A 26,896-nucleotide genomic window follows, 5' to 3' on the forward strand; every position below is an offset into this window, starting at 1 on the left:
ATGTCACAGAATCTTATGTGTCATCAATTGAGGTTCAGAAACTGATTTCTTTAAAATTTGGTAATATAAGTAAAAAATTGTATTAATTGATATTTCCAAATACGACATAACTTTATCAATCCCAAAAATCCCTATTACAATTTCTACCGTATTAAAATATATATGTATTTTTTCTAAATTAAACACCTCGCCAGATTGACGAGGTGTTTTTTCTTAGTTTTTATATTCTAACTTCTTTTCAGCATCCACTTTAGAAGGTTTAGAAAATTCTTTATTTACCATTTCTTGTTTTAATAAACCGATTCGTTTAGTTACTGCTTCTTGTTGCATTTCAAGTTTATTTATTTCCCCTTCATAATGTTCAGGAACTGATAATAGCTGAGTTTCCCCTAGATAAATTTCTTTAATTTTATTACCCATCTTTTCAATAAGCCCGACCACTAATGCATTTCCCATACAGAAGTAACGCATTCTTTCTGGCATAGTATTAGTCCAATTAGGAGGAAAATCATTTAGTATTTCACATTCAATTGGTGTTAGTATTCTTAATCTTCCAGTATCCAAATCCGACACTACGTGAGTACTTCTGTTTTTAGTACCTTCACTAGTTAACATCGTTCTTCCAGGGCTGTCCAAATCATCTGGAAAATTCATACCTCCTTCGGAATAAGTATACACATGGCCCGATTGAGAAGTTCTCTCTATTTTCTTCGACCCTTTTAAATATTTAAAGTGTTCAAGTGCCGTTTTCCCATTTTTCCCAACTTTATCTATATCTAAATAATACCTTTCATCTATTACTTGTCCATACTCTTTTGCTTCTCTTAATACTTGTCCCAATGTTTTTGAAGGAATAGTCTTAGGAATTACTTCTTCAGTATAGAAATTTCCGTTTCTCATTATTCCAGAGTTTCTAAAATTAGCTGTAAATGTATCTGACACCTCTACAATATCAAGAGGTAGTGTATCGTCAGAAACTGGATGTTTTAAAGAAGTGCCTTCCAATGGAAACTCTGACGCAAAGAAACCTTTTTCATGAATTAATTCTTGTGGAGAATAGCCAGATTCTTCTTGTTTTTTTGCAAATTGTGTTTCATTTTTATAGGCAAAAATAAATACTCTTCTCCTCTTTTGTGCCATACCATAATCTGCTGCATTAATCATTCGCCATTCAACGCTATATCCTAAATCTCTAAAGCTTGCTAACATAACAGCAAAGTCTCTCCCCTTTCGTTTTGAAGGAGACTTTAATAATCGGTCAACATTTTCCAAGAGGACAAACGATGGAGTATTCATTCTTATAATATCCATTATTTCCCAAAATAAAACACCCTTTTTTCCTTGAATACCCGCTTCCCCATTTAATGTACGTGCGACAGAGTAATCTTGGCACGGAAATCCCCCTACTAATAAATCATGTTTAGGAATTTCATATTTTGCTATTGCGATATCTTCATTACTATGGAAGCCTCTATCTTCAAAGCGTTTATCATAGCAATTGAAGGCGTGTTGTGTCTTATGTGATGGTTCCCATTGGTTTCCCCAAAGGACATTGAATCCTTCATTTCGTTCTAAACCTAATCGGAATCCTCCTACTCCTGCAAAAAGTTCTACTACATCTATCATAAAAATAAGGACATCCTTTCGATATATATTTATCTAATTATTATTATAATAAATACTTAAATAAAGATCAACCATAATAACTATGGTAAATGAGGGCATATAATAACTCCCAAAATAAAATTTCAAAACAGATTCTACTATAATAAGACATTTTTATTATTCTTTATCTCTATGAAAAAGAAAAACATGAACTTGATTATACCATATTCACTCAAGATTATTTCAACTTCCAGAATAGGGAGATTCAAAAAATCACAATGACTTATAAACATAAATATTAATTATTAAAAAGAATAGAGGTTAACCCTCTACTCTTTTTCTTCATATTTAGTAATATTATTATATCAGTAGTCTGAATCTCATTTCTTATATCCTATAAATCAATTTGAATTTATTAGTGATGGTCAACTGTTAATAAAACTCATTATTTTCATCGTAAATCTATTACATAGAAACTCATTTTTTCCCCTCGTATTCCTTCACTTTTCTGTAAAATGTAGCCTTAGACATTCCCATTGTCTCCATAAATTTCACCGCTGATATCTCCCCTGCTTTCCACTGACTGTAATACTTTTTCCATTCTGTTGGTATTGCTACTGCCGGCCTTCCGAACTTGACTCCATTCTTCATTGCTATTGCGATACCCTCTGCCGGCCTTGTCTTTATTCCTTCTCTTTCCTTCTCAGCAAATGCAGTAAGCAATGTAAGGATGATTTTTTGAATTGCCTGTTTCATAATGTCGTCCTGCTAGTTACTTGTATTAATCATAGGCTCTTTTATGAAACAAAGCTTGACACCATTTTTAACAAACCAATCATATTCAATTAATGTCTCATTCATATTTCTACCCATTCGAGAGATAGAATCAAATACGACTGTATCCCCTTCACGAACCATCTGCTTAAGTAGTAGATACTTAGGTCTTACAAAGTCTTTTCCGCTTGCCTTATCGATAAAAATATCACGTTCACCTATTCCTTTGTCTTTCATTGTCTCAACTTGTCTTGCCTCGTTCTGCTCCTTAGAGGATACACGAACAGAGGTTAGTTTCATAGCAACTGACAATAACATACTTGATTAAATAAATTACAAATAAGCTACCGCTAGTTTTACAGACTTATGGTAGCTTATTTTATAACTTCGCCCTATAAACAGTTGGTTTTAAGTTCAATGAGTCTTTAAGGTCACCTTCGACTCTATAGAACTTTCCTGAATTAGAATTATGGTCATATTCATAGACTCTATATAACTCATAGTTATTTGTATATTCTAAAGAAAACGCCAATTCATTAGCAGTTATTATAAACGGGGTATTAATTCCACCTTTTGTAGTTTTAACCTCTATGTATAATGAAGTACCATCCTCTTTAAAGGCTTCTATGTCATAGCCTGCTCCATCTCCTTCTATGACTGAAGTATGAATAGTGTCATATCCTAAAACATTCTTGAGATGGTTAACAACTAATAATTCCCCTTTTAATCCAAGCTCAGAATTTCTTTTGCTGTTCTCAGCATAATCAACCTTGGTAGCATAAAAGCTTCTTGATTCTTTTGCTTTATCAGGCATCAAACTTGGTCGCTGAGTTTCGACTAAATGGTCTTTAACTAAATCCTCTTGATTGATTAAGGGTTCTAATGTTAAATCCATTCTATCTAATACATTCGAAGGAGGTACCTCCCAATCTATAATCTGCCACTTAAAATAAACTGGTTGTTCCCTAGTTGTATCATGTGTAAGATACGCTAGTCTCCCCAAGTAAGTAAAGGGTTCAACTTGTTTAGTTAGACTATTCTTCTTTTTAGTTCTTAAAAATAGGTATATATTCTCTATTAAATGATTATGACTAATCAATTGCTTTATCACTTTATTATCCAGCGTCTGTTTAGGCTGAGATTGCCAAGTTAATATACCATCTTCAGTTATACTTTCATCAAAATCATGGCCTAGTTGTTTTTGTCCAAATGTTACAAAAAACACAAAGTCCTTTTTCCTTTTCGGAATCTTTACAAGTCCATGAAGTCCCCAATTTCCCGCTCCTATTGTAAATGGAGTTACACCATCAAAGATTTTATATACATCATCTCTAGAGTATTGGTCATATAAGTTGAGACGCTTAATTGACACCATTTTCACTCCTAAACTCTATATCATTTGAATATTTTGAATTATAACTCTATCAATCTGATTATATTGTTGCTCATTAACGATTCCGTTTAAACATAGAGGAGGTCTTTGATTCCTAATTTTCGCTCGTTGTACAACAGTATCTGTATTAAAGAAACCGTATATTACAGAAACAATTGCTTCATGATACCTAGTTATTGGCAACCTGACGCCTATCTTCCCTCTAATCCTAGGATAGTTTATTTCTTCCTGGCCTATTAACCAATACACTAGTTGTACAAATTGTCTCCCATTATAAGTGACATTACCAAATTCAATAGTAAATTGTGGATTCACTTGGGTATCTAAACCACTAATCAATATATCCATTAAAGTATTACTTAATTCTATCGCTTTGTCTAATCTTTGGTTCAGCGGAAACGAAAGTAAATAGTGCTCAATTGCATATATAATATCCCCATGAGAAAAGCTGTTACCATTAACACTTAATCTATAGTCTCCTCTCCCTTTATAAGTCGGATATTCTAAAATTAAATTTTCTACATCACACTCTGGTCGATATGTTAAATCATAATTGTTAGTATTTTGGGGTACATTTCGGTAATTATTTTGCATTGTATCAATTAAAAAACTAAAAGGCATTAGCTTCCATCTCCCATTTCTTTAGTTCAATTGTATATCCAATTATTTACTAAAACAACTACATTACTAACTATCTAGCATTTATAGGGAACAAACGGTAACAGAAAAAAATTTTATTACCCCACCCCGTGCCGAATGTTCCCTTTAGTGACCAATAAAACATGGTAACGCTCGTTAACAAGCGAGAAAAATTCGAAAATTTATCAAGATACATACGAATCAAACTACTTTTCTATTACAATTTTCTAGAGAATATTACAAGTTTCGAACTTTGTTCGTATATCTCAAGATTATTATATTCTTTGATTTTTCATTAGGCATAGATTTATTCTTGGTTATACAAATGTGCTAGTGGCAATTCTAAGGATTCTTCTCTTAATCACCTAAACTCCCCATATAAATAGTACATTATAATCAACTAATATTTTTTTATTCAATAAACGGCTGTTCGTGTAATAATGCTACTAAAGTGCTCCCCTTCACCCAAACGTTTTGACGATACATCGCAATGTTATTTATCGTCACCGGCTTAATAGTTGAATCTTTTCCTGAGCCTCGAATAAATATGTCGTAATCTTTTGATTTTGGAAAATTAACAGACGTTTTCAATGTACCCGATTTATTTATTTGGGGTTTTCCATCCTTTCCATATTCAATTTCGTCTCGTAATTCGTTGTAATGAATTAAACGTCTTACTTCAAGCCATACTTGCTGCAAGTCTTGTTCAATTATTGAATCTGGAAATACAAATCGTTTAAATCCTTGAAATTTGTTATCTAATAACTTCGCATCTGAGGACGGCTCCTCAAATAAAATAAATAATAATTGCTGTAATTTAAACGCTTGATACACCGCGGATTGTTCAAAAGTTGTATTCACTTCTGTCCACTCCTCAAAGTCGATAGGAAATAGTTTCGTATCTTCTGTACGTGTACCATTTTTCGTCATCGTCAAGGTTTTCGGTAAAAGCCCAATTTTATGAAACAACTCAATTTTACTTAGCTTTTTTGCTTTTCCTCCAAACATGCGCACTATAATTTGCTCCGCGATAGATTTTGATACATCATTTTTTTTATTTAGTTTTATCGGAATTTGTAACTCATCCATTAGCTCACGAATCGTTTTCCCACGATGCGACTTGGTTATTTGCTTTAACTTTTCATCAATTTGTGCAAACGATGTATAACTTTCCGTTAATTGCTCTAGCTTTTGACCGAAATGATTTTGCACAATCGTTGAAACGGTAGTACGCTTTAAACGGAAACGTGGTCGGTTCGGCCATTTCGGTGCGATATCAATTAGCATTAACTGCTTGCGCAATTCAGAAGAAATGCTGTGATATAGCTTCTCAGGCTTGGAGTAATTTTGCTGTAAGAATTCAATAAATGTTCGAACAAGTTCCCAGTCGTTTTGAAGCGTTTTTCTATCCTCTTCTGAAAAAGTATGGAAATGATAATCCTCAATAATGAAGTTGGCATATTCAAGAGCCGGTACTGTTTGTTCTGCTGCGTAATGATAGTAAACTAGCAATAAATTCTGAAGCTTATGCCAAAAATTTGAGCTTTCAAAGTACTCCTCCACAATTCGTTCCGGCGAAACAGCCGTAATCGACATCGGCTCCTTCGCCTCAAATTCATGCTCACTTTTCTTTTTTGGTTTACGAATACCAGTTGTTTTCAGCTCAACAGGGACTCCATCTACAAGTAAATCAGCCTCTTGTTTCGAATCTGCAGGGTAACCTAGCACAGATTGTTCAATGACATCACCTGCGATTCCTGTAATTTTAGGTGAAATACGCGCACGGTCAAAAACTCGATTTTTATCAACTTCTCCTAACGATTTCCCTACAACATTATCCAAGATTTGATGCAACTGAGACTTTTTAAAAACATGTCCAGCCATGTAACTCACTCCTTTTTAGTCTAGATATCTTATCAAAAAGAAAGACACCTTTTTAACACACATAATTAAATACAGTCCCATAAATTCAATTAAAATATCGTTTTGTTCTCGCTATTTTATTTTCGATACAATATTTCTTCATAAGTCGTATAAAATACCCTCGATTATATATAGCTGCATTCACTTTTAAGTAATCTAATATTATCCGTATTGTATACGTCTACCTAAATCTCCGATATTTCGTTATTAATGTGACCCATCTTTCAATTGCATTTTTATTGTAAATTTTAATGATACCCTTGCTATTAATATTAGCCTTGTATTCTAAATTTTGAGGAATACTTAGATTAGCAAAAGTCTCCAAAGCCGTATAACCAAATACAATTGCAACTTGTACGGTTTCTATGAAATTATACATTACCCTTAGATTTCATAATTATTGATTCATTACGGCTCATATCCCCAAAATCTTCTAAACGATTTACAGCATCTAGGTTTATCTCTTTCTTATAAATTTCTTTAGCATTCAATTATACTTTGTTTGCAACTGATAATAGTATCCCAACATTATTAGGAGCATAGTAGTCAATCGTCTTTATTCTACCGTTTATGCTTGTTTGAAATTCAAAAGTTTCACCTCTTGTAGTACCATAGAGCCTGTCTCTCCATATAGAGCATTATACTTATAACAATTAGGTTTATTGGCTCGTATGTCAAAAGATGTATAGTTCTTTGGGTTTCTTGTAATAACTAAAGACTCTTTACCATTCTTGGTTTCATTTTGTTTTTTGGGGGGATTTTTTCTTTTTGTTATCAAAATTCCCTCCCACCTGCTGAAATTCTATTTCTCTTTTCTTATTTTCAAAAATAATATCTAACCTCTCTACCCAATTCATACCTAAATGAGCATTTAGTAGGACGTTAAGAGCTTCATAAGACCATATTTGAATTCTTTCATCATAATTCCTTAATTTATCGTTGACATAGCCTGTACAAAAGATAACTCCTCTATTTACCTTGTCATTAATAATTGTAAAACCTAGACTTCGGACATCATTGATTGTTAACTTAGTAGTTCTATATAATTTACATTCAACGTATACTTTTTCGTTCCCATCTGGTCTCTTGATAGACGCCATTATATCTTTTCCTCCATCACGGGTTGCAGGAGTCCAAGCAGTTTGGTAACCCATCCTTCTATACAATTCTTCTATTAACCATTCAAATTCAGTAGGTTTCAATTTCGCCAACTTTTCTAATGGATTTTCGAAATAGATAAACTTTTCCATTATGATTTCCGCACACTGTTCAATTCCAGTATTCCTATCGTCTGGTATACTCGGCTCAGAAATAATGTAATTCTCAAGTGCTATAATTGCTTTATATGGTCGATAGGGTAAAAATTCCAAAATCCAAGTTAATCCTTCCCATGCTTCCTGTCTATTTTCAATTCTATGATACAGTTCTATTTTTGGGTTGTTACCAATGATGGTATTAGTATTAGACTCAGAGTTAGCCTGACTCATAAGGTTAATATCCTCGTAAGTTCTTATATCTAATTCTCTAGAAAAAGGAACTAGTAAACATCTTAATAAGTCTTTCACTTCTTATACTGACCTATTATGAATTCTTTCTAGTTAATCATCTAGCCACTCCCTGTCCCTGTAAGAAATCATACAAAAGGGAACAACCAATTCATTACTATCAGAAACTAGAGAGAACCATTCATCAAAACTAGTGTAATTATCACTGTAGTACAAACAAACACCTCCAATAGAAATCAGGTAGTACTTCAGTATTATAAATAGGATAATTATACCATGATAATTTATTTTGGGAACAGAGTATTTTATAATGTACTTCATTCCTGTAGACTGGAAAAGATTTCGGCAGAATGACACTTTGTTTTAGGAGGTGGTAAGTCGTTTTAACAGTCTAAGGCGGTCAAAACTTCACAAATAAAAAAAGCCCTTCCTGCTTAGCACAGAAAAGCACCTTTTTCGTTGAAAAAGACTAACCAGTGATATTTGCAATAGAAGAAAAGTGACTGACCCAACAGCCCTCCACCTTCCATTTGTAAATGTATTCCATTTAATTTGAAATATTGTATACTGTTAGTAAGGACTTCCAAATGTGGTATAGAGGAGTGTTAACTAAATATGAATGACAGAATTAATGGATGGACAACATCAAGAGACTCTGCTGTTTGCGATGACATTGAATTGAAAAAGACATCTACTACTAGACTTATTTTCAGACCTGAAATAGTGAACAATATTAATAATCCTGAGGCATCTGTTAGAGGTTGCTTCATCTTTCAAATGAAAGGTAAAAATGCCTCTTGGGAAGATTTTAAAGAGTTAGAGTTAAATAAATTAAAAGTTGAGGAATGGATTAAGCTAGAGCTAAACTCTGAGGCTATGCTGCCTCTTACTAGAGAAATTCAGAAACATTATGCAGTACATGAAAAGTATGGGGTTATGTAAGGAGGATTTCACCTTTTCAAGAATAGCCCTGATATTGAGAGACTGATTGAAATTTATGAGAGTAACACTAATCTATTTACTCAATTAATGAAGGATGATATGAGTGAAGCATTAGAGAAAACATTAGAATTGATTGTTACAAATGATAATCCAGATAAAATAATTGACAGGCTTAAAAACCTACAGGAGAAAGATTTAGACCAACTTAATACTCTTGTTGGGATAGCTAACCTAAAAAAAGTATTGTCTGTTTGGGATGGCAACAAACTCAATAATACCTCTGAGAAGTTTTGACAAAGTGTCTTGAAAGAAAATACTTGGATTTTGAGTCAGATTTTCTCTAATCCAACCGTTTTGATAAATGATGAGGCTTATGTAGGAGGAAAGACTATCAACAATGATAGTGGCAAGCTAATTGATTTATTATATGCGAATCCCTTCTCAAAAGATGCTATACTTATTGAAATTAAGACTTCCTCAACTCCTCTAATTACTCCCAATGAGTACAGAACAGGAGTATATTCAGTACATAAGGACTTGATGGGAGCAGTTACACAAGTATTAACTTATAAGACAAGCCTACAGAGGGAGTATCTAAATACCAAAGGGTTTTGATGTTCCATTTTAGTATATCTAGGAAGTTACCTGTACTCCGCAAGGTATGGACTCTTTAGAGAGACCTTTGTATCTCATATTTCACTTCATAGCGTGGGGGCGGTAAAGCTTGGACACTCTAATCCACTTCAAATCATTTATCTTAGTGATAAGCACCTGATAGATATTCCTTATTTTTGCATACGTAAAATTCATGTTAATAGAGCGGATAATTTAAATAATCGTACGGCGCATATTATTTATGATTGCGCGGCTGTAACACTAACAAACGTTCATTTGAGTAAACCGCCCATTTATAAAATGAATTATCTAGTTACAATTCATATTTAATTGGTATCAGATAACGAGGAATGGTTTTATCCATATAGTCACCTAATGTAGGAATTTAAACTTTTATTCAGTGATTACTCTTCATAACAACGATTATCCTGTCCGTCTACCTCTTTATCTAGACACCCTACTTAATCCTTTGTCCACTGATTTTGCTCTTCTCCATTCATCATTGACCATTCATATTGGTCGATGAAACTGTTACCATCCAAATCATTACCTTGAGCTTTTTTTTCTCCCTGTTGAGACTGAGATGCCTGCTCTTGTTGTTGTCTCTGTTGTGCTTTCCGTTCGGATGCTTTTCTTTCTGCTTCTTGCTGTTGAGCAATAGGTTGTTTTTCAGTAATTTCCTCTTGACGCTGTTTCTCTGCGACATCCGATTGTCGTTTTTGCTCTGCTAACTCAACTTGACGTTTGCGTTCTTCTTCACGCTTTTCAGCTTCTCTTTTAGCTACTATTAAATCTTGCTTTTCATTTTCAAGTTGTTCTATTTCAGATTTTTCTGGTGTTTGTTTTATATGAGATTGATTTTCAGTTTCGCTTGTAGTCTTTTCTTCTTTTTCTTTACCTTCCTCACAAGCAGGTATAATTAAACTTAAAGATAATAAAACACTGCCAACTAACAATGATTTCTTCATTGTATTCTCCCTTTGTTTAAATTCAATATATTATTCGATATTATTCTTTTTCTACAGTTAAAGTAAAAATTCCATTATCAGGATGTTTATCATCAGCTGTATACTCAGCCGTATACTTAACACCTTTATACGAATACGTTTTTTTAGTTCCATCAACTAAGAACTCTTCTCCAAGTCCTAAGTGACCGTATGCAATTTCTTTTACCATTTCTATTGAAATATTAGGGTTTGCTATTTGGATTAATTTAACGCCAGCGACAAGTGTATTATAATCGCTATTCTGTTTTTCAGGGCTAATAAATCCAACAACTGATACAGAGCGAAATTTCTTAGACTTCATACTTTTTGTTTCTGCTCCAACAAAAAGATAACTTCGAACCTCTCCCTTATAAAACATACCTGGGTAACTTTCTTCTTTTCCCTTAAATTCAACTATACTTAAGTTCCGATGATTCGGATTCATCGCTTTCTCCCACTTTTTCTTAAAATTTTTCCATCCCTTATCAAACAATGTCTTCTCTTCTTGTTTTGCTTCGGCTACTATTACCGAGTTTGTTGTACAGACATTAATGACAGTCGATAATCCAAAAACTATAATTATACTCAACATCATCTTTTTCATAATGTCCTCTCCCTTGTTTAATCTATATAAGGTACTGAATGTACTTAAACTCTGCATTTATTTCTTTCTGTAATAAATCCTCTATTCTTTTAGAATTCATTCAAATTCCCTTTATAAGTAAGTAATACCACACGCGGATTTTCTTCCTATTTTTTGGTTCTTTTTATACTTTTGATTTGCATTCTTGTTAAATTCGTCATCTTATCTTCTATTACTTCTAACAAGTCCTTACTCTGCTATTTTTTAAACAAACCGCATTAGCTAACTTCTTTCCTTTTCTACCTTTCTATCACTACATATGGTGTCTTCAATTACTAATCACAACAATCAGACTAAGTGTCTTAAAAGAAATGTCTGTTACGAGAGATTACCTCCAAACGATGAACAATCCTCAAAAAATGCCTTTTAGTTCTTTTTGTAAAGAATTTATGGTCATTTCTTTACTATTAAGTTAATAAAATCACAATTTTATCAACTAACAAAGTTGTTCTTTTCACTATTTCCCATCTCTTCATCAATATCACTAAATTCCACTACCCCCTCGTCTAAAGCAGGTCTCCGAAACTGCTTAAAAAAAGTGTATTCAACTAAAGGTGTGTTATAATCTACCCCTAGAGGATGTTTTGGTTGATTGTTTGCAATCTCTCGAAAACAGTACAGAGGGAAGTACGAAAACAAAGATTTAAGAGAATCATCCATATAGCGTTTTTGAATTTTACCATGTTCACCCCAAGCTACAACTATCTTATCTGCATTCTGTAAGGCATTCTGTAAGAAACTATGATTATGTACTCCAACCATTTTTTTATAATCTTTTACTTTTTTGAGGTCTGTTGGGTAAGTTGCTCGAAAAGCAAACAGATTAACAATTTGTAGAGAACCATATCCCCATTTTTTTGCAAATTCAATACATACCTTAGTTGTTTGGTCATCTCCTTCATCATCTGCTGTACTTGGATTCAGCAAAACAAAGACAACTCTTTGAGCATTTGATTCATCCCATTCCCTTATTAAGGAATAACGATACTCCCCATCTATAACTGCTTCTCTTCTCATACTTTTCACTCCCTCATTAGACTTTAGACTTCAATATAATCAAGAAAAGTTTTGATAAAAACTCTAGGTTAATCTCAATGTTATTTAATGTTATCCACGTTTTCCTAATACACTAAATTTCAGGATTATTTTACCATGAATATCAGTGTACAACTGTCATGTTTTGTCGAGTAAAATCAATCCATTTAACAATATTTTTTACCACTTTTTTAGAATATATAGGAAGGAGCGGGAAAACGTAGTTTCAACCGCAAGTGAAGAAAAATCTAATGAGGAGAAAAAGGTTAGATTGCGAGGATTGCAGCGCTACTAACTTTATTGAATAACCTTTCCCTTGAAATGGTGATATGGTTCCCCTGCTAAAGAAACGCACTTACTTAATAGTGAGTTTTCTCTTTGAAAATCTATGGTGTACTGTTCAACTTTCTTTTCCTATCTGCTAAAAATACAAATAAGTTTCCCTCCATGTATAAGGAAAACCCATTGCAAGGGAACTATATTCTCTGTTTAGCTCTACTGAAATTCAACTACTTGAAGTATTCATTTTCAATGACTATTTGCAATGTGGTAAAGGTAGGGTTATTCGATTTTTTATAGTACTTGTATCGGAAGTATTAAAAATCTATGGTGTTTAAGTCCACCTACTACACCCATTATCAGTAACGAGGTAACTCCAAAATGTTGAAATACACCCCCATACTAAAGATAAATCCTTCCTTTAAAAATTGAAAACCCAAAGAAAAAAAGGATTCCTGTATGGAATCCCAATTTATATATAACTATTTTGTTAGTTCTTCTTTCCATTCTTTTAAATCTGATATTACTTCTCTAAAATCTTTATCAAACGGATACTTTTCTGCAAGTTTATCTGAATGCGTTGTTTCAACTTTTTCCCATTCATCGCTTAATTTAATCCATGCTGCAATTGCTTCGTCTAACGCTTTTTTAAACTCATCCATTATACCTTTCACCTACTTTTATTTATAGTATTATACGTAAAATTCTACCATTTTTATTTATTAAGGTAAAACCATTTTAACATTCTCTATCCTTTACTTCTTGTTCATTCTTTCTTCTAATCAGAGTTCTCTTCGTGATACCAGTCAGCGCTTCAACTTCCTTGTATGTATGATTTTCAAGAAGCTTTAAGGCATGTTGTACTTGTTGCTTAGAATGTTTTCTTGGTCTACCTTCACGAAAATCGTCTCGCTGTTTTGCAATTACTTTTCCTTCTTGAGTACGTTCAACTATTAGATTTCTTTCCATCTCAGCTACTGCAAGAAGCGTTTGTAAGAAAAATCTCCCAATTGTAGTGTTTTCCAATAACCCTACATTCAACACATGAACCTTTACATCCTTTTGGAATAGGCTCTCGATTATCTCAATACCTTCCTTAGTATTACGAGCAAGGCGGTCTAATTTTGTCACCACCAAAGTATCACCCGCTTGCATTTCCCTGAGTAACTTCTTAAACTGCGGTCTATCTGTTTTTGTACCTGTAAACTTCTCTTCAAAGATGACTTCGCATTCTTCTTTTTTGAGTTCTTCATTTTGTACTGTTAAATCTTGTGCCACTGTGGATACCCTTGCATATCCATATTTCATGTCATTTTCCCCTCTAATTTATGTCACTATGTTTTGTCACCATTCAATACCTTGATTTTACTACATCACAAAAATGGTGTCAATACTATTAGGATGTGACACCATTTTAATAATAAGAAGTTTATAATTATCTTATAGATTTAAAAACGTTTTTAAATTAACTATATCACCTTAATAAACGTAAAAAAGGACTGTTTTTTTACAGTCTCAAAAGTATACTTTTAAAAACATTATTCTAAAGAAAATTTTAAAACACCCTCCATAAGGGCGCTTAAAATAAAGTTACTTATTCCACAACATATAAGCACCATTTATCTCAATTACATTTCCTTCTGTAGCAAACTGTTCTAAATCTTTCCTTGACTTTTCATGTGCTTCCTTATAATAATCACACTTTTTATGCATACCTATATGTTTTTCTTTTTCAGAAAGTTGCACAGTTTCAAAAGAGACCTTTTTCAATAGCTCATGATATTTTTCTCTAATAAGGATTTCTGCTTCTTTTAATTCTATCAACTCTTGTTGGAGTTCTTCAATTCTGTCATAGATTTCAGTAGGAAGTTTTCTTGTACTTAGCATTTTATCTATCTTTTCAGTCATCATCTCTATCACAAAACTGTTAGTAGACTTGGATAGTTTGATATCATTGTTTAATACTGGTTCAAGAGTATATATAAAATATCTTTCTAAAACAGCAATTTTTCCAGGGTCATCTTTTGCTAAATCGTCACAAAAGAAGACCAGGAGTTCTTTAGCGTTAAATAATTCAAATAGATGTTTTTTTTCATGTTTACTATGCCTTTCGAATAAACCCTTTTGACCGTTGGCTAAACCTACATAAATAACCTTGTCATTATTATCTTTAACAAAGTAAAAACCAATCCGTTTAGGTAGGCCTAAATGAACAGACTTACTCCATGGATATACATCTTCATGCTGTGAGAAATCGAATGAAAGTGTTTTAATATTTGCTGATTGCTCCTTATTCAAATTATTCATAAAGTTTCCCGAGACTTGTATTTCAATTTTTCCATTGACCTTGGTTGTCGACATATAATTAAATTCTCCTTAAAATGGAAATTATCCCCAATTTATCATTACAAATTTATATTAGAATAAAAAATAAAAATAAAGTATTCCTACTACTTTATTTTTATTTTTTTAGAAACTTATTCATTCCAAAAAGGAACATTTACTGAACTAGTATCAGTGTTTCGGTCACCTTTTGTAGTATTACATTTTTCACAAAGTAACTGCATATTTGAAGCGTCATTACTTCCAAAGATATTTAGTGGCACTATATGGTCAATATGTATTTGATTTTGATTTCTTATTAAATTAGACAAATCACGTCGACAAATAGTACACGTTCCTTTATCTCTATAAAAAACCGCTGATTTTAACCATTCAGGAAAATATTGACGTTTCAATCTATCTTTAGAAGTAACAAACTGAGGATACTTCTCTTTAATATTATCTATTTCACCTTCAATAAAATCAGCCAATTCCACATGAAAATCATGCAAAAATTTTCTGTCTTGGAAAATAAACTGAAATGCTGAATGTATAATTAGTTCATTTACTTTATCTAAATTATCAGATATATATTCAATCCATGTTTCTATTATTGGCTTACACTTACAATCAAAATGTCCATTGTTATCATCACATTGTTCAAAATCAGGACTTTGTATATTAGTATTAGGATACAATTTTGCATCTTTTAACATTCTTACCATTAGGTTATATCCTTCTGACATATCATCTAAGTCCTCAAATATACTTTTTATCCCTTTTAATCTATACTGTATATCAGCTAAATAATAATGTACAGCAGTTGTTTTATTAGGCTTTAATACACTTTCAATAATTTCATCTCTATATTCGAAAAATGAACTTTGAGCTACATCCCGATAAAAGTAATCTACTGCTATTCCTGCTAGACTTAATCCTGAAGTTAGAGCTAAATGTTCTTCTTTAAGAGTCATTCCCAATTCTCCTTATAATTTGAATAGTTATTATATGCACCAAATTATAACAGTTTTTGTATAATCAACATATAACCGGATAACTAAACTTTAACCTCAAAAACTAATTTTTTCACGGCTATTTATAAACATATATTAATATCTCAACTTTTGATTCTGCTTGATTATTAGCGAATACATATCTTTTTCTACTTTTACCTGAATTGTTTGTAACTACAAATATATTAACTTTCCACAAATTCTTAAGTATCTTTTCTTCTTGTCTTTTTAGAAAATTAGAAAACTCGTACTTATTATATATCACCTTGCGGGTGCGGAACTGCTCCCCTCTTTATACACTCACACTTCCTTCGTAATGGTGATATGGTAGCCCATCTAAATAAACACACCCACTATATTATATAGTAATTCGTGAGAAAATGACTTTGTCTCTTAACCTTATGATAAATACTTCCTCACAGGAGAATATTTGTTATGTTGCTTATTGATATGCTCTGTTTCCATCTACAAATACCTACGTGTCGTTTTTATCATAATGGTCAACAACCCTACATTTCATGGTAAAATATAGGTAAGGAAACCTTCACAGACTAAGGGTAACTTCCAAGGAGGTTGTTCTTACTGTGACAGGTAGTATCAATAAAAATAAACAAACAGGAAAATGGGATTTTATATTTAATGGTGGCATAGACCCCATGACTGGTAAACGGAAACAAATCAGAAGACGAGGATTTGAATCAAAACGTCATGCCCTTGATGAAATGACAAAGCTAAGAGCAGAAGTATTAGAAGACGAGTTCCTAGACCTGACAAAAATGACTTACGAACGCTATATGGAGGAGTGGTTTCAAGAAAGGAAGAATACACTACAAAAGACTACTTTTGAAATTCATTTTATCTATTATAGAAATGTCATAAAACCAAAACTGGGTCAGTTAAAAGTACAGCAGATTGCACCAATACAAATTCAAAAGTTTATCAATGAATTAGTAAACGACACGAGCTATTCAGCAAACACCATCCATCTAATTTTCCGAATTGTTAGTGCTTCATTAAAAAAAGCAAAAGTTTTGAAACTAATAAAGCAAAACCCTACTGATGGAATCACTCTTCCGAAGATTAAGAAAAGAGAAATGAGTATTTGGTCGCTCAAACAAGTCAATCATTTCATCAGCGAAGCTAGTAATGTTAATAGGTTGACTCGCTGTTACATCGGATTTCTAATTTCTATCTTTACAGGAATGAGACAAGGAGAGATTTTAGGTATGCGTTGGAAAGATGTAGATTTTGAAACACAGACAATATTTGTTCGGCAAACATTAACACAAAATGCTGAAATAAAATCGGGTGCAAAGAATGAAGCGAGCGTCCGTTCCATACACATCCCTAGTAAATTAGTAGACGAGTTAAGGACTTACAGGAAACATGTCTTACAGGAAAAGTTGACTCATGGGCAAAGTTACTATGACAACGATTTAGTTGTTTGTACAAGGGCCGGTAAACCCATGATACCGAGAAACTTCCGCAAAGAGTTCTATAATTTAGTAGAGAAGGTCGGCTTACCTAAGATTCGTTTTCACGACCTTAGACATACTCATGCTACTATCTTGATTCAACAAAATGTAAATGTGAAGCTTATCTCGGAACGGCTAGGTCACTCAGATATTGAAACAACACTTAACACATATAGCCACGTTCTTCCAGACATGCAGAAATCTGTATCAGATAAATTAGATAAAATCATTGGAATGTGACCAAATTAGTGACCGCTACACATCGACATTGCCTTAAATGCAGTCATATCAATGTTTCAGCTACCTTCACCCCTACATGCCTGAAGAAGGAATGGTTGAAACTGGCGAACTAAAAATCCATCAAGCATCACATGCTCGTTATTTCGAAGACTTCTTGAAATTCGTTGATTATGGTGAATCAATGCCAGAAATTATGAAAGCACAAGTCATGAATATGGTGCATGAGCATGTTCAAGAAACATACGCTGATAACAGCGAAGAGTTGCAGCAATTTGAACAGGCAATGGAAGTTTGGGAAGCAAGTGAAAAACGGGAGATTCAAGAGCGTCTCGATACGCATCAAGTGATTGAAGCCACAGCACAAATTGTTGAACATACGCCTGATGCAGAAATGCGAATGACGCTTGGCAATACTTCTGTGAAAGGATTGCTTTCCGATTTCGGCGAAAATGTCCATTTAGGGAAAATTAACGGACGGTATGTTTTGCTTGTGGATGCAGAGTCGATTGTGTTTGAAAAAGGCGTCTCACCGATTGAATTTCATAAACCAGAAGATGTCATGTCGATATTGGAGCGGATCAGGCAGAAGGAATAAGTGGAGATTTTTAAACGAGTCACACAAAAATATGATGATTTGTTACTCTAGTGTCACAACTAATACCTGTGCATATCCTGATTTATAGCGGTCTTTGCGACTGCTTTTTTTATTTGTGACTCCCAGTGTCACATCAATCGATCCCACTAAACTAAACCCATCCTCAGTGATATCCTCAAAATATTCACCAGCACACCATATAAGTATCCAAACTTGTCCTTCACATTCTTAACCTTCAATGCCCTAATCAATTGTCTAAGACTTACAACTCCTACTTGAATTTTCATATATCATTATCAAAACAAAATGGATAGGCTGCCTTGTTAACCTTTGACCATAACTTTTCAATTGTTCTCGCATCTTTGAACTGGATTGATGCTAAATCTTTAAAATCTTGCGGTACTCTATCACTAGTAATTTCAGCAGATAGTGTTTCAGTACGTTTGTTATCTTTTATGTTGCTAGTTTTAGAAAGATTAATAGATTCTTGTTGGTTCAATTTTCCTGTTTAGATGATTCAACGTGATTTGAAAAAGAATCTTGACAGACTCTATGCACTATTCCCATATAATTCTTGAAATAACCACCCTCCCACACTGTTAATTTAATGGGCAAAGTAAGTGTCATGGCGTAGTGGATTTTCTCGTCGAATTCTTGCCATTGATATTCATCTAATATAGGGTTCTAAATCCGCTCAATTTCATCATAAAAGTAGTCCTGAAGCATTTTTACATGTTCAGTAAGCATGATGGAAATCCATTTAATTGTTCCTCTATCACGAATAGTCATAAGATCATCTCCTTAGAAAACCTCATTATAGAACAAGTGTTCTATTTTATACAATATAAAAGACCACTTTGAAAGTAGTCATAGTTAATCATTTATGTTCATCTAGCCACATTAATAAAATCTCTTTTGTTTTTTCAACCGGAAAATACCACTTGAAGCCTACCTTTCTTTTGGGAAATCGAGGATTATAGAAGAACTCTTTTTGTTTACAGGCGTTCTATTATCCTGCCTAAATTCCCTTTAAACTCCTTCAAACGCTTCTCCCCTTTTTTTAAATAATTTTATAAAGTCGTTTTATGAAGATATGAAGTGTATTCAAGATATAAATTAGCTTGTTTCATATCTTCATAATTTGAATTAGCAAGTCGATAAATTTTGTATAAATCTAACTCCTTAAACAACTACTACGTTAACTTCAATCAATTCCAAGTTATCATCATGTTCTTTTATATTGATTGCTTCTACTTCAGGATAAATGTGAGCATAGTCGAAGTTCAAAGTTTGTGTGTTATCCGCTTTGAGAAATACTTGCTTCCCTGTGATTTGACTTGAGTTATTATCTTTGATTATGTATTTCTTCATGTTACTTTACTCCTTTAATTATATTGTTGGATTTTGTATTTTTATGTCGACACTATTATGATACCATAGCAGCGTATGCTTTCTCTAGCCCTAATTCCGATTATTTTTAATAATTAGTAAATTAAAGTGATGTTAAAGTATACTAATTGCAATCCTAATTGTTTCTCTATTAAAGATTACTTTCTTTAATTTTATTTTTAAACTTTTTGAATTATTACGTTAAAGGATTTAACTTTGATTTGAAGAATAGGTAATACGAGGAAGTGATCTAAATATGATTTTGAAAACAGAATCGATTATTGGATGGATTAAAAAGGGTTGAGGAATAGAACACTAGCTATGATGTAGAGTGACTGAACAAACATTTTCGAAGTGGAGAAATAATAAATCTCAACCTAATTTATATCAGGCAACTATCATGGCTAAAGAGTTAGGTATAAGTGTCGATGAATTGATTAAATGGGAAGATTAATTGCAATAAGTAAAAAACGAAAAAAGGCTTCCACCATTACCAAATAATAGGTAAAACGGCTAAAACCTTTGTTGTTGAAGGTATCTTTGGAATACACCTTTTCACTTCCTAATTTATTCTTAAGTATAAGCCAAAGATTAAGATGGGAATAGTAGAGTATCTACCCCATTACAATAGTTAATGTTGCAAGGAATGCTATACTCATCTTTAATTTTGAGTATCAATTTAACCTAATATTTTCAGCTTCAATTAAAACTGATGTGGCTGTTTGATTTATCAAAGATGCAACTATATTACCATTAAAATCTGATAGACTCACTTTAGAGGATATCAGCCCTGCCTGAACACTTAATGCCCCCCTCAGCACTTTGAATCCTGGAATCAAGCCCGCTAATGTTTGAATTAACGGCTCCAACCTGACCATCTACATAATTTACAGAAGCTTTAAGAGCCACTGTTCCGGCAACTACGTTTATGGATGCCTCTACAGATTCAATTTGACCGTCAAAATAATTATAAGCTTCATCTATGCCAGTATCCGTGTCAGCTTTAGATTCAATTAAAACACCTTCTGCCCTCACGTCTATTTGCGATATAGCCTCTTCTACTTCGCCGTCAAGTCTCAACCTGCATGTTAATATTTTCATTTGTCTGCTCAAACTTTGATCGGTATTCTTTTTTATTCTCATCAATTTCAATTCGAGCTACTGTAAGCACATCTGTATAGTTACGCTTTTTATTACCTAGAGTGACAACAGGACTTTTATTGCTAAAAGGATACCATTTTCGAGCGATCACCCTTGTTTTAAAGTCAATATTCATTGGCTCGTATATGGTCCATTGCAGATCACCTAAACCAACATCAAACCCAAGCTGGGTTACTTCTAATTCAAACCTGATCTCTAGAACATCATTCAACTCTTGTTTAATTCGTTAAATCATAGATTCAGTAATCGTGTAACGATCATCTCTGACAGGTTCTGCGTGACGTTTTCCGTATACCTCTACCATAGACGATCTGCACGTTACCTCTAATCCATTACCACCAAAACCTTTTATTACTGTACATAGATTGGTAGTATCCACTGTTTTTATGAGTGTTTTGTCATTATGTTTGTACGTAAATTGATGATCCGTCTCCATGCCAATTTTTCTTATAAATCTTGATGTGCATATTAGGCATAATCTTAATTTCACATTCAAGTTTAGAACAAGCATCCCAATTTAATGAAAGAACATTATTTTCACTGAAATTAGCGAATAATGCATAATCCGTTACATCAACAGATTCGAAAGTCCAACCGGTACCCGATAACACGAAAGAAAAAATATCATTTGCATTCCTTGTACCACCAATAATCCCATAAACTTGATGTTCGATTAGATCCAAATAGACATGTTGCGCTGCAACTGACTTTTGATTTCGGATCTCTGTCATATTTTTAACTCTAAATTCGTGTCCATCTAATTCGACTGTGCTTTCTTCCTAGTGGATACGAGTGAGCATTATTGGCAGAAAAAATAGAGGGAAATGAATTTGAAAAATCTCCGTTTACCTCTTCGTTTATTTCACAATTTTTTATGTTCGATAATAATTCTTTATCCCCTGCTAGATTTTTAACTACAAGCAATAGCATCGCCTCCTTTCGGTATAATAAAAGATCCCTTATTGGACTTGTGTAATTAATCAATATTAATTAATTCCGTTACAATCCCCCCAACGCATTTCCTAATTTAACCTATTTTTTTCATTTATTTTCCTATATACTAATATAGATTTCACTATATAGGAGGTAATTTGAATGAAAAGGATATTTAAAGCCTCATTGTTATTTTCTATAGCAATAGCATTATTAATCTCATTATCTTTTGCTACTAATTCAGTAGAAGCTGCATCCACTTCAAAAGCTACGGTTATTGTGAACAAACTTGAAATCAGAAATGGTGCAGGGACAAAGTATAAAGTGGTTGGATACTTGAAAAAGGGTGACAATATCACCATTTTTTCTAAAACTAAGTCAGGTTGGTCTGAAGTTAAATACAACAAGAAAAAAGCCTATGTTACGACTAAATCCCTAAAGTTTGATGCAGCTAAAACAATTATAGCTAAAGTAGGGAAAACAACGGTTCAAGCAGATAAAGAATTAGTTTATCCACAAATTTCTGGATTATCGACAAAGTCAGTTCAAGATAAGATTAATAATATTCTTCGAAATCACATTAAAAATTCAATAAAATACAAACAATTAATGTTAGCAGATTTAGAAGAGTGGAAGTTAGAAGATGATGGGACTTATCCTGACTTCGTATTCCAATGGGAGTATCTGACTTCGTATGAAATTGCTTACAATAAAAACAACACTCTAAGCATTATCATGTATGATTACAGATACATGGGCGGTGCTCATGGAAGTACAGTTGCTACTACTTATAACTTCAGTCTTAGTACTGGGAATCGTATAGTTATCCATGATGTACTAAAAAAGAGAGACAACTATTTAAAAGTTAAAAGACATGCTTATAAAACAATGGTCAGTAACGAAAACTTTTTTGTTGGTTCTCTGAGTGATTTCGATATTACTAGAGATACTCAGTTTGTATATGCTGATGGTGGAATTCGATTAGTTTTCCAAGAGTATGAGGTAGCTGCATATGCTTATGGCCATCCTAAAGTAAATATTCCGTATACCGTTTATAAGTAAGATTGAACAGACCTAATTATTGATGTTGGGTCTGTTTTCTATTAAGCTGTGAATTTATTCAGTCGGATATCCAAGGGAGGAGACAAAGGAAAAGAGACTAGCTAATTGCTAATCTCTGATTAAACTAATAGACAGTTTTCACCGACCGAGGGAATACCTTGTCCACTACTCGACCCCAAAACCAAGTTTGTTCCATGAACTAAATCAACTGGATTATCAACAAATACCGAGTAAATATATCCACTTTCAAGTTTCATAGCTCCGATATGCCATAAACCACCTTGCCTTGGGAGTGATGATTGCGAAATCAACTTGAAAGTCGTTCCGTCACTCGATTCAGTGTAGGCAAACGCTCCTCAGTATTGACCGATTGCTATAAATTTATTTGTTTTTACTTTAAAAACTTGTGGCGAAAGGGAGGCCGCTGACGCTCCTACTATTGGACATTCAATCTCTTCTGACCAGGTTTTTCCATCACGCGTTGTCTTTTTAACAAGTTTTGATGAACCACTTATTACAGGGCGATAATAACAAACCAATTGCTTAGCTTGACGGTCATAGGTTAACGTTGGGTCACTGTTATATCCTTTTCCAGGAGCAGTTGTAACAGGATTTGTTAATCCAACAGGTACAATTCTAGTTTTTGCCGTCGTGTGAACAATAGATAGATGGATTTTCATGCTGATTATTGCCATTAGGATAAGGAGTAATCGCCATCCAATATTTATATCCTGCAAAACCTACTGGAAGATAGACCACAAAATGATGACAAACTTCTCCTGATCCGTCATAAGTTGTAAGATTGATTTTTTGTAACTCACCTTTAAATTTAACCTTATGTTGATTATTAATGGTCGGTTGTATATTTTCTATAACAACAGGAATTGGCTCTGAAGCATCATTCCTTACTTTTATGTTTGTAAATAACTGTTAACTCATTATAAATTGTTTGCTTTTAATATATTATTTCTATGCATCTCTTTGAGCTCAATAGGCATTTCTTTATCCAATAACCATTCAGCTTGCTGTTTTTGAAATTTCAACAAGACATCCTGTGGCAATTCTAAATCAACAATATCCGATAACTTAGTAACTCTCAGTGCCACCATAAGAGCAATTAGCTGAGTTTTATTGAGACTAACACCTGTCTTACCGTTGACCAATTGAGAAATAGTACCTACCCTCATACCCGTCATCGACGCAAGGTCCTTTTGAGTTATGTTTCTCTCATTCAATAACTCATCAATTTTATAGACAAAATTAGCATTTGAAAGGATACTAGCAGTATCAGTTACAACTTGATTCATAAGTTTATGTGATTCTCCAATGATGGCTGAAACTTTTTCTTTGCGCAATTCTGATATCCTCCTAGAAATATTAAAAAGACAAGACATACTTTAAAAAATGAAATTTAAGAATGATTTTTTATACATGTGGCATACCTCTCGATTAATATTTTATCACCTGAATCTTTTTCTAACGATGGAAATATTATCTTTTAATATTTCCTTTTATACGTATTTAGTTTTTCTTTCTTCGAGTTTCAGAGTTTATAAATTAATGTAAACATATTACCGCTAACAATCTTGGTTCCATTGTATTATTATTCAAACTTGATTATCTCTCCCCTGCCCAATTGGCAGCGTGGAGAGATAACTTGCTCAGATGCAAAGTTGGCTATCTATGTTTGAAGGAAAAAAATCAAACTTAGATAGCCAAATGATCATTTGAATAGCTTAATAAAGGTATCCGTGTCATCTCCCCTATTGTCCTTATATAGTTAAACAAGATTACAAATAAAAGCACCCGAAATGGGTGATATTTCTCATTATAAATATTAAAGATTAACTTTTTCTAATAGAATCTTTATCAGTAAAACTATTTATTAACCTTTTAATTAGTAAAAATATTGATGAAATTATCACAAAACCTATAAAAAATACAACGAATCCCCATAATCCCACAACAGCATCTTGAAATTCCATATTTCCTCTTTTGGTAAGGGCTTGTTGTATTTCAATGGCAAAAACTAAAACGATCATAATCGTGAAACTATATATGAATGATAGTATTGTAATTCCAAAAGGCAGTTTAGAAATAAATTTTGATACAACTAGCACAAAAAGAAATATCAAGATCCCAATAATACCCATAATCCAAAAATGTAAATCTTTATCATTTAAACCTAGATTTAAATGATTGCTAACGTAGATTTGAATAAAATCATGGATATTATTGAGTAATTCTGCCAACTTGAGAATTGTTTCTTTCATTTTATACTCTCCTTTACTGATTACTCATTTGCTATTATAACAGTAAAAGAAATCATCTTCCTGAATAACTTCTCTCTAAAGTTTTCACAATAGTACCATATATAATGCTTTTATTCGGACTGAAAAGAGATAAAAATTGATTTTCTATAAAGCCACGTCTACTGTACTTTCCACCTAAATTACTGAAAAAATATGCTGCAGGAGCTAGTTGAAAGCTCATAATTAGAACACCAACCTTATCAAATACTCCTATTTTTTGCCAGTATCTCACTATACCAATTGACCCTGCAACCGCTCCTCTAAGCATTGTTATAGTAAGAGCTCTTCCAGAGATATGCTTTTTGTAATTCTTAAAGCCATATTTAAAAACTAAGTTAGCATAATAAATTACCGCATTCACAAACGCGCCTAACACAGCGCCCACTAAGATCTGAGCAAACGTTCCATCGGGATCAACAAACATCACTGGGTTATTATTAGCATAATTATACCCATTCAGCGTATCTGCAACAGTTCCTTAAACCATTTGACGCACTCCAAATGGAGGCTTTTGAAGTATCATCCGATGTAAATACACGAAAGAACAATTCTCCTGATTTAACCCAACAAATATGCTGATAATGCACCCAAAGAGTCAATTTACCCTTTTAATAGGTCCATTCTTCACTGATCCTGCTCTCAATTTATTAATATAAATTCTACATAAACCTTATGTAGACCACAAAAAAAGCTACCCATAAAGGGCAACCAATAGTAGTTAAGGTTAACCCATTATATGTAGTCTCCATGATTGCCCGTTCATAACGGAACAGTTCCTATCCAATCGTTTATCCCTAACACAAATGTAAACTGACAAAAAAGTTATTTAATTTTAAAAGTTCAAACAAGCATACCCCCGTTCTAAATCTAGGACGGGGGTAAAAATATAGTTGTTTAATTTCCCATGTGAAAAACTTCACTATACAAAAAGATAAAACAATATAATCGTTTTAAAATCTTTTTCCACAATCGCGAGATTCTTGGTTATGAAAGGGAAATCACAGGAATTTTCGGTGCGAGTGGGATAAGCCATGCAAATGAAAATAGAGAGATAAGCTGGGTCTTTCTTAATGTATTTTAATTAATAAAATAAGTAAAACAATATTTATTTGATTATTCAGACCCTTTCAACCAAATATTTTACATTATATTATATATATGTAAAAAAATGAAAATAGGAGGGATTGTTTTGAAAAAATTTAATTTTGTCAGATCTTCACTGTTAACTTTTTTGCTAGTTATTACAATGTTCGTATCATCTAGTGGAATTGTTAATGCGGAAAAAGAGGACAATGAAAACAATGGTGTTCCTGCATTTGGTGTTTTGAAAAAACATTATATGGCTTGGTGGGAAGCTAATGCTGAAGAGGATGATTTTGCGAAAGAACAATTAGAAAAATTCAACAAGTTAAATCAAGGTGAGAAAAACAAATTTCTTAAGGCAACTCTTTCTTCAAAGACAGCTAAAGATTTTTTTAATAAATTAAATGACATAGAATCATTACCAGAAAACAAAAAAATCCCTATTGGTGAGGATGGAGGATATCTTCTAGTTACCTCTTCAATAGAAAATATGAACGGACAGAAAATAAATTCTTTGCAATCGGTGCCTGACGGATCATATTATTACAAATATGAAACAACAGTAAAAATAAATGATATTGAAGTAAGTAGATATTATGTAACATTATTTGCGACTATTAAAGATGGTGATATTACTCCTGATAATGCTACAGGTGGATCAAAAAATATCTATCCGTTTGTATCGGTTTTTGATGGAGTATCTAGCACATTTAAACAAAATGATAGAGCAGTGGGTAATCAACCATTTGAAGTTCGTGCAACGTTTTTCGGGTTTTATGATTTTAATTTTTTGAGCCACACAGTAAATGTTTATTCATGGATAGATAAAGATGGATTTGCAGGTGGTTGGAAAGAAGTGGATTAGTAAGATCCACAAGTTTATTACAGTGATCCTTCGCAAGGCAAGAAATAATAGGTATAAAAAACATCAACTGTCAAAAATAATATTGGTTTTTCTCCTAAAACGGACGG

Annotated in this window: 29 protein-coding genes and 2 pseudogenes; 7 read left to right on the forward strand and 24 right to left on the reverse strand. The window is 33.0% G+C overall.

What is annotated here, in order from left to right:
* Positions 1-213 precede the first annotated feature (213 nt).
* The 7 genes from dcm to HNP81_RS13970 form a co-directional block, all read right to left on the reverse strand.
* Positions 214-1,626 carry a DNA (cytosine-5-)-methyltransferase gene (dcm, locus tag HNP81_RS13945; protein ID WP_182503036.1) on the reverse strand — a complete coding sequence of 471 codons (1,413 nt, stop codon included), beginning with the start codon at positions 1,624-1,626 and terminating at the stop codon, positions 214-216.
* Positions 1,627-2,082: 456 nt separating this feature from the next.
* Positions 2,083-2,361: a hypothetical protein gene (locus HNP81_RS24675; RefSeq protein ID WP_376766750.1), complete on the reverse strand. Its 279-nt coding sequence runs from the start codon at positions 2,359-2,361 to the stop codon at positions 2,083-2,085.
* A 12-nt stretch (positions 2,362-2,373) separates the two neighbouring features.
* The gene (locus tag HNP81_RS24680) at positions 2,374-2,691 is read right to left on the reverse strand and encodes a recombinase family protein (protein ID WP_376766751.1); all 318 of its coding nucleotides are present in this window, start codon (positions 2,689-2,691) and stop codon (positions 2,374-2,376) included.
* Between the two features lie 67 nt (positions 2,692-2,758).
* On the reverse strand, positions 2,759-3,751 hold the full coding sequence (locus tag HNP81_RS13955; protein ID WP_312859683.1) for a DUF3427 domain-containing protein: 993 nt from the start codon (positions 3,749-3,751) through the stop codon (positions 2,759-2,761).
* Positions 3,752-3,769: 18 nt separating this feature from the next.
* Complete coding sequence (locus HNP81_RS13960; RefSeq protein ID WP_182503037.1) at positions 3,770-4,393, reverse strand: hypothetical protein; 624 nt, start codon at positions 4,391-4,393, stop codon at positions 3,770-3,772.
* A 429-nt stretch (positions 4,394-4,822) separates the two neighbouring features.
* Positions 4,823-6,295, reverse strand: coding sequence for a MutH/Sau3AI family endonuclease (locus HNP81_RS13965; protein WP_182503038.1), 1,473 nt, complete (start codon positions 6,293-6,295; stop codon positions 4,823-4,825).
* 776 nt (positions 6,296-7,071) lie between these two features.
* A complete protein-coding gene (locus HNP81_RS13970) occupies positions 7,072-7,821 on the reverse strand; it encodes a restriction endonuclease (RefSeq protein ID WP_220478582.1) in 750 nt (249 codons plus the stop codon).
* Positions 7,822-8,454: 633 nt separating this feature from the next.
* On the opposite strand from HNP81_RS13970, the gene HNP81_RS23895 reads away from it, so the two are divergent.
* The 3 genes from HNP81_RS23895 (at position 8,455) to HNP81_RS23905 (ending at position 9,396) form a co-directional block, all read left to right on the forward strand.
* Positions 8,455-8,781 carry a hypothetical protein gene (locus tag HNP81_RS23895; RefSeq protein ID WP_246399355.1) on the forward strand — a complete coding sequence of 109 codons (327 nt, stop codon included), beginning with the start codon at positions 8,455-8,457 and terminating at the stop codon, positions 8,779-8,781.
* Positions 8,782-8,880: 99 nt separating this feature from the next.
* Complete coding sequence (locus HNP81_RS23900; protein WP_246399356.1) at positions 8,881-9,075, forward strand: hypothetical protein; 195 nt, start codon at positions 8,881-8,883, stop codon at positions 9,073-9,075.
* A gap of 9 nt (positions 9,076-9,084) precedes the next feature.
* On the forward strand, positions 9,085-9,396 hold the full coding sequence (locus tag HNP81_RS23905; protein WP_281384505.1) for a Shedu anti-phage system protein SduA domain-containing protein: 312 nt from the start codon (positions 9,085-9,087) through the stop codon (positions 9,394-9,396).
* Between the two features lie 461 nt (positions 9,397-9,857).
* On the opposite strand, the gene HNP81_RS13980 is transcribed toward HNP81_RS23905, so the two are convergent.
* From HNP81_RS13980 to HNP81_RS14010, 7 genes are all read right to left on the reverse strand, one after another.
* Positions 9,858-10,364, reverse strand: a complete 507-nt coding sequence (locus tag HNP81_RS13980) for a hypothetical protein (protein ID WP_182503039.1) — start codon at positions 10,362-10,364, stop codon at positions 9,858-9,860.
* 40 nt (positions 10,365-10,404) lie between these two features.
* The gene (locus HNP81_RS13985; protein WP_182503040.1) at positions 10,405-10,986 is read right to left on the reverse strand and encodes a hypothetical protein; all 582 of its coding nucleotides are present in this window, start codon (positions 10,984-10,986) and stop codon (positions 10,405-10,407) included.
* Positions 10,987-11,457: 471 nt separating this feature from the next.
* A complete protein-coding gene (locus HNP81_RS13990; RefSeq protein WP_182503041.1) occupies positions 11,458-12,042 on the reverse strand; it encodes a DUF1643 domain-containing protein in 585 nt (194 codons plus the stop codon).
* A 779-nt stretch (positions 12,043-12,821) separates the two neighbouring features.
* Positions 12,822-13,001: a hypothetical protein gene (locus HNP81_RS13995; protein WP_182503042.1), complete on the reverse strand. Its 180-nt coding sequence runs from the start codon at positions 12,999-13,001 to the stop codon at positions 12,822-12,824.
* Between the two features lie 76 nt (positions 13,002-13,077).
* On the reverse strand, positions 13,078-13,647 hold the full coding sequence (locus HNP81_RS14000) for a recombinase family protein (RefSeq protein ID WP_182503043.1): 570 nt from the start codon (positions 13,645-13,647) through the stop codon (positions 13,078-13,080).
* Between the two features lie 282 nt (positions 13,648-13,929).
* Positions 13,930-14,700 (reverse strand): GIY-YIG nuclease family protein, encoded by a 771-nt coding sequence (locus tag HNP81_RS14005; RefSeq protein WP_182503044.1) that lies wholly within the window; start codon positions 14,698-14,700, stop codon positions 13,930-13,932.
* A 116-nt stretch (positions 14,701-14,816) separates the two neighbouring features.
* On the reverse strand, positions 14,817-15,635 hold the full coding sequence (locus HNP81_RS14010; RefSeq protein WP_182503045.1) for an HNH endonuclease: 819 nt from the start codon (positions 15,633-15,635) through the stop codon (positions 14,817-14,819).
* Positions 15,636-16,258: 623 nt separating this feature from the next.
* Here HNP81_RS14010 and HNP81_RS14015 point away from each other — a divergent pair.
* Both HNP81_RS14015 and HNP81_RS14020 read left to right on the forward strand, forming a co-directional pair.
* Entirely contained in the window at positions 16,259-17,389 is a 1,131-nt protein-coding gene (locus HNP81_RS14015; protein WP_182503046.1) for a site-specific integrase, read from the forward strand.
* Between the two features lie 58 nt (positions 17,390-17,447).
* Positions 17,448-17,984, forward strand: a pseudogene (locus HNP81_RS14020) (DUF3900 domain-containing protein); the annotation flags it as partial.
* Positions 17,985-18,267: 283 nt separating this feature from the next.
* Here the strand turns inward: HNP81_RS14020 and HNP81_RS14025 are convergent.
* The 6 genes and pseudogenes from HNP81_RS14025 to HNP81_RS14055 form a co-directional block, all read right to left on the reverse strand.
* Positions 18,268-18,483, reverse strand: a complete 216-nt coding sequence (locus HNP81_RS14025; RefSeq protein ID WP_182503048.1) for a hypothetical protein — start codon at positions 18,481-18,483, stop codon at positions 18,268-18,270.
* Positions 18,480-18,662 carry a YolD-like family protein gene (locus tag HNP81_RS24685; RefSeq protein ID WP_182503082.1) on the reverse strand — a complete coding sequence of 61 codons (183 nt, stop codon included), beginning with the start codon at positions 18,660-18,662 and terminating at the stop codon, positions 18,480-18,482. The genes HNP81_RS14025 and HNP81_RS24685 overlap by 4 nt, the downstream gene beginning before the upstream one ends.
* 504 nt (positions 18,663-19,166) lie before the next feature.
* Complete coding sequence (locus HNP81_RS14035) at positions 19,167-19,355, reverse strand: hypothetical protein (RefSeq protein ID WP_182503049.1); 189 nt, start codon at positions 19,353-19,355, stop codon at positions 19,167-19,169.
* A gap of 792 nt (positions 19,356-20,147) precedes the next feature.
* A complete protein-coding gene (locus tag HNP81_RS14040; protein ID WP_182503050.1) occupies positions 20,148-20,474 on the reverse strand; it encodes a hypothetical protein in 327 nt (108 codons plus the stop codon).
* Positions 20,443-21,045: pseudogene (locus tag HNP81_RS24690) on the reverse strand (phage tail protein). Before HNP81_RS24690 ends, HNP81_RS14040 begins: the two are co-directional and overlap by 32 nt.
* Positions 20,936-21,265 carry a phage tail family protein gene (locus HNP81_RS14055; protein ID WP_182503083.1) on the reverse strand — a complete coding sequence of 110 codons (330 nt, stop codon included), beginning with the start codon at positions 21,263-21,265 and terminating at the stop codon, positions 20,936-20,938. The pseudogene HNP81_RS24690 and the gene HNP81_RS14055 overlap by 110 nt, the downstream one beginning before the upstream one ends.
* A gap of 364 nt (positions 21,266-21,629) precedes the next feature.
* Here HNP81_RS14055 and HNP81_RS14060 point away from each other — a divergent pair, with 364 nt between their 5' ends.
* The gene (locus HNP81_RS14060; RefSeq protein WP_182503053.1) at positions 21,630-22,529 is read left to right on the forward strand and encodes a PdaC/SigV domain-containing protein; all 900 of its coding nucleotides are present in this window, start codon (positions 21,630-21,632) and stop codon (positions 22,527-22,529) included.
* Between the two features lie 356 nt (positions 22,530-22,885).
* Here the strand turns inward: HNP81_RS14060 and HNP81_RS14065 are convergent, their stop codons facing one another.
* The 4 genes from HNP81_RS14065 to HNP81_RS14080 form a co-directional block, all read right to left on the reverse strand.
* On the reverse strand, positions 22,886-23,266 hold the full coding sequence (locus HNP81_RS14065) for a hypothetical protein (protein ID WP_182503054.1): 381 nt from the start codon (positions 23,264-23,266) through the stop codon (positions 22,886-22,888).
* 201 nt (positions 23,267-23,467) lie between these two features.
* Positions 23,468-23,884 carry a helix-turn-helix domain-containing protein gene (locus HNP81_RS14070; RefSeq protein WP_182503055.1) on the reverse strand — a complete coding sequence of 139 codons (417 nt, stop codon included), beginning with the start codon at positions 23,882-23,884 and terminating at the stop codon, positions 23,468-23,470.
* Positions 23,885-24,373: 489 nt separating this feature from the next.
* Positions 24,374-24,802, reverse strand: a complete 429-nt coding sequence (locus HNP81_RS14075) for a hypothetical protein (protein ID WP_182503056.1) — start codon at positions 24,800-24,802, stop codon at positions 24,374-24,376.
* Between the two features lie 52 nt (positions 24,803-24,854).
* Positions 24,855-25,202, reverse strand: coding sequence for a hypothetical protein (locus HNP81_RS14080; protein WP_152534706.1), 348 nt, complete (start codon positions 25,200-25,202; stop codon positions 24,855-24,857).
* 828 nt (positions 25,203-26,030) lie between these two features.
* On the opposite strand from HNP81_RS14080, the gene HNP81_RS14085 reads away from it, so the two are divergent.
* Entirely contained in the window at positions 26,031-26,789 is a 759-nt protein-coding gene (locus HNP81_RS14085) for a hypothetical protein (protein ID WP_028390793.1), read from the forward strand.
* Positions 26,790-26,896 lie beyond the last annotated feature (107 nt).

This window comes from Peribacillus huizhouensis (genome assembly GCF_014138605.1).
Classification (GTDB): Bacteria; Bacillota; Bacilli; order Bacillales; family DSM-1321; genus Peribacillus; species Peribacillus huizhouensis.

Excerpts from the sequence above, each read along its gene's own strand:
- dcm (WP_182503036.1), bottom strand. The coding sequence starts at position 1,626 with ATGATAGATGTAGTAGAACTTTTTGCAGGAGTAGGAGGATTCCGATTA.
- HNP81_RS24675 (WP_376766750.1), bottom strand. The coding sequence starts at position 2,361 with ATGAAACAGGCAATTCAAAAAATCATCCTTACATTGCTTACTGCATTT.
- HNP81_RS13960 (WP_182503037.1), bottom strand. The coding sequence starts at position 4,393 with ATGCCTTTTAGTTTTTTAATTGATACAATGCAAAATAATTACCGAAAT.
- HNP81_RS13965 (WP_182503038.1), bottom strand. The coding sequence starts at position 6,295 with ATGGCTGGACATGTTTTTAAAAAGTCTCAGTTGCATCAAATCTTGGAT.
- HNP81_RS13970 (WP_220478582.1), bottom strand. The coding sequence starts at position 7,821 with ATGAGTCAGGCTAACTCTGAGTCTAATACTAATACCATCATTGGTAAC.
- HNP81_RS23895 (WP_246399355.1), top strand. The coding sequence starts at position 8,455 with ATGAATGACAGAATTAATGGATGGACAACATCAAGAGACTCTGCTGTT.
- HNP81_RS23900 (WP_246399356.1), top strand. The coding sequence starts at position 8,881 with ATGAGTGAAGCATTAGAGAAAACATTAGAATTGATTGTTACAAATGAT.
- HNP81_RS13980 (WP_182503039.1), bottom strand. The coding sequence starts at position 10,364 with ATGAAGAAATCATTGTTAGTTGGCAGTGTTTTATTATCTTTAAGTTTA.
- HNP81_RS13985 (WP_182503040.1), bottom strand. The coding sequence starts at position 10,986 with ATGAAAAAGATGATGTTGAGTATAATTATAGTTTTTGGATTATCGACT.
- HNP81_RS13990 (WP_182503041.1), bottom strand. The coding sequence starts at position 12,042 with ATGAGAAGAGAAGCAGTTATAGATGGGGAGTATCGTTATTCCTTAATA.
- HNP81_RS13995 (WP_182503042.1), bottom strand. The coding sequence starts at position 13,001 with ATGGATGAGTTTAAAAAAGCGTTAGACGAAGCAATTGCAGCATGGATT.
- HNP81_RS14000 (WP_182503043.1), bottom strand. The coding sequence starts at position 13,647 with ATGAAATATGGATATGCAAGGGTATCCACAGTGGCACAAGATTTAACA.
- HNP81_RS14005 (WP_182503044.1), bottom strand. The coding sequence starts at position 14,700 with ATGTCGACAACCAAGGTCAATGGAAAAATTGAAATACAAGTCTCGGGA.
- HNP81_RS14010 (WP_182503045.1), bottom strand. The coding sequence starts at position 15,635 with ATGACTCTTAAAGAAGAACATTTAGCTCTAACTTCAGGATTAAGTCTA.
- HNP81_RS14035 (WP_182503049.1), bottom strand. The coding sequence starts at position 19,355 with ATGAAGAAATACATAATCAAAGATAATAACTCAAGTCAAATCACAGGG.
- HNP81_RS14040 (WP_182503050.1), bottom strand. The coding sequence starts at position 20,474 with ATGAAAATATTAACATGCAGGTTGAGACTTGACGGCGAAGTAGAAGAG.
- HNP81_RS14055 (WP_182503083.1), bottom strand. The coding sequence starts at position 21,265 with ATGACAGAGATCCGAAATCAAAAGTCAGTTGCAGCGCAACATGTCTAT.
- HNP81_RS14060 (WP_182503053.1), top strand. The coding sequence starts at position 21,630 with ATGAAAAGGATATTTAAAGCCTCATTGTTATTTTCTATAGCAATAGCA.
- HNP81_RS14075 (WP_182503056.1), bottom strand. The coding sequence starts at position 24,802 with ATGAAAGAAACAATTCTCAAGTTGGCAGAATTACTCAATAATATCCAT.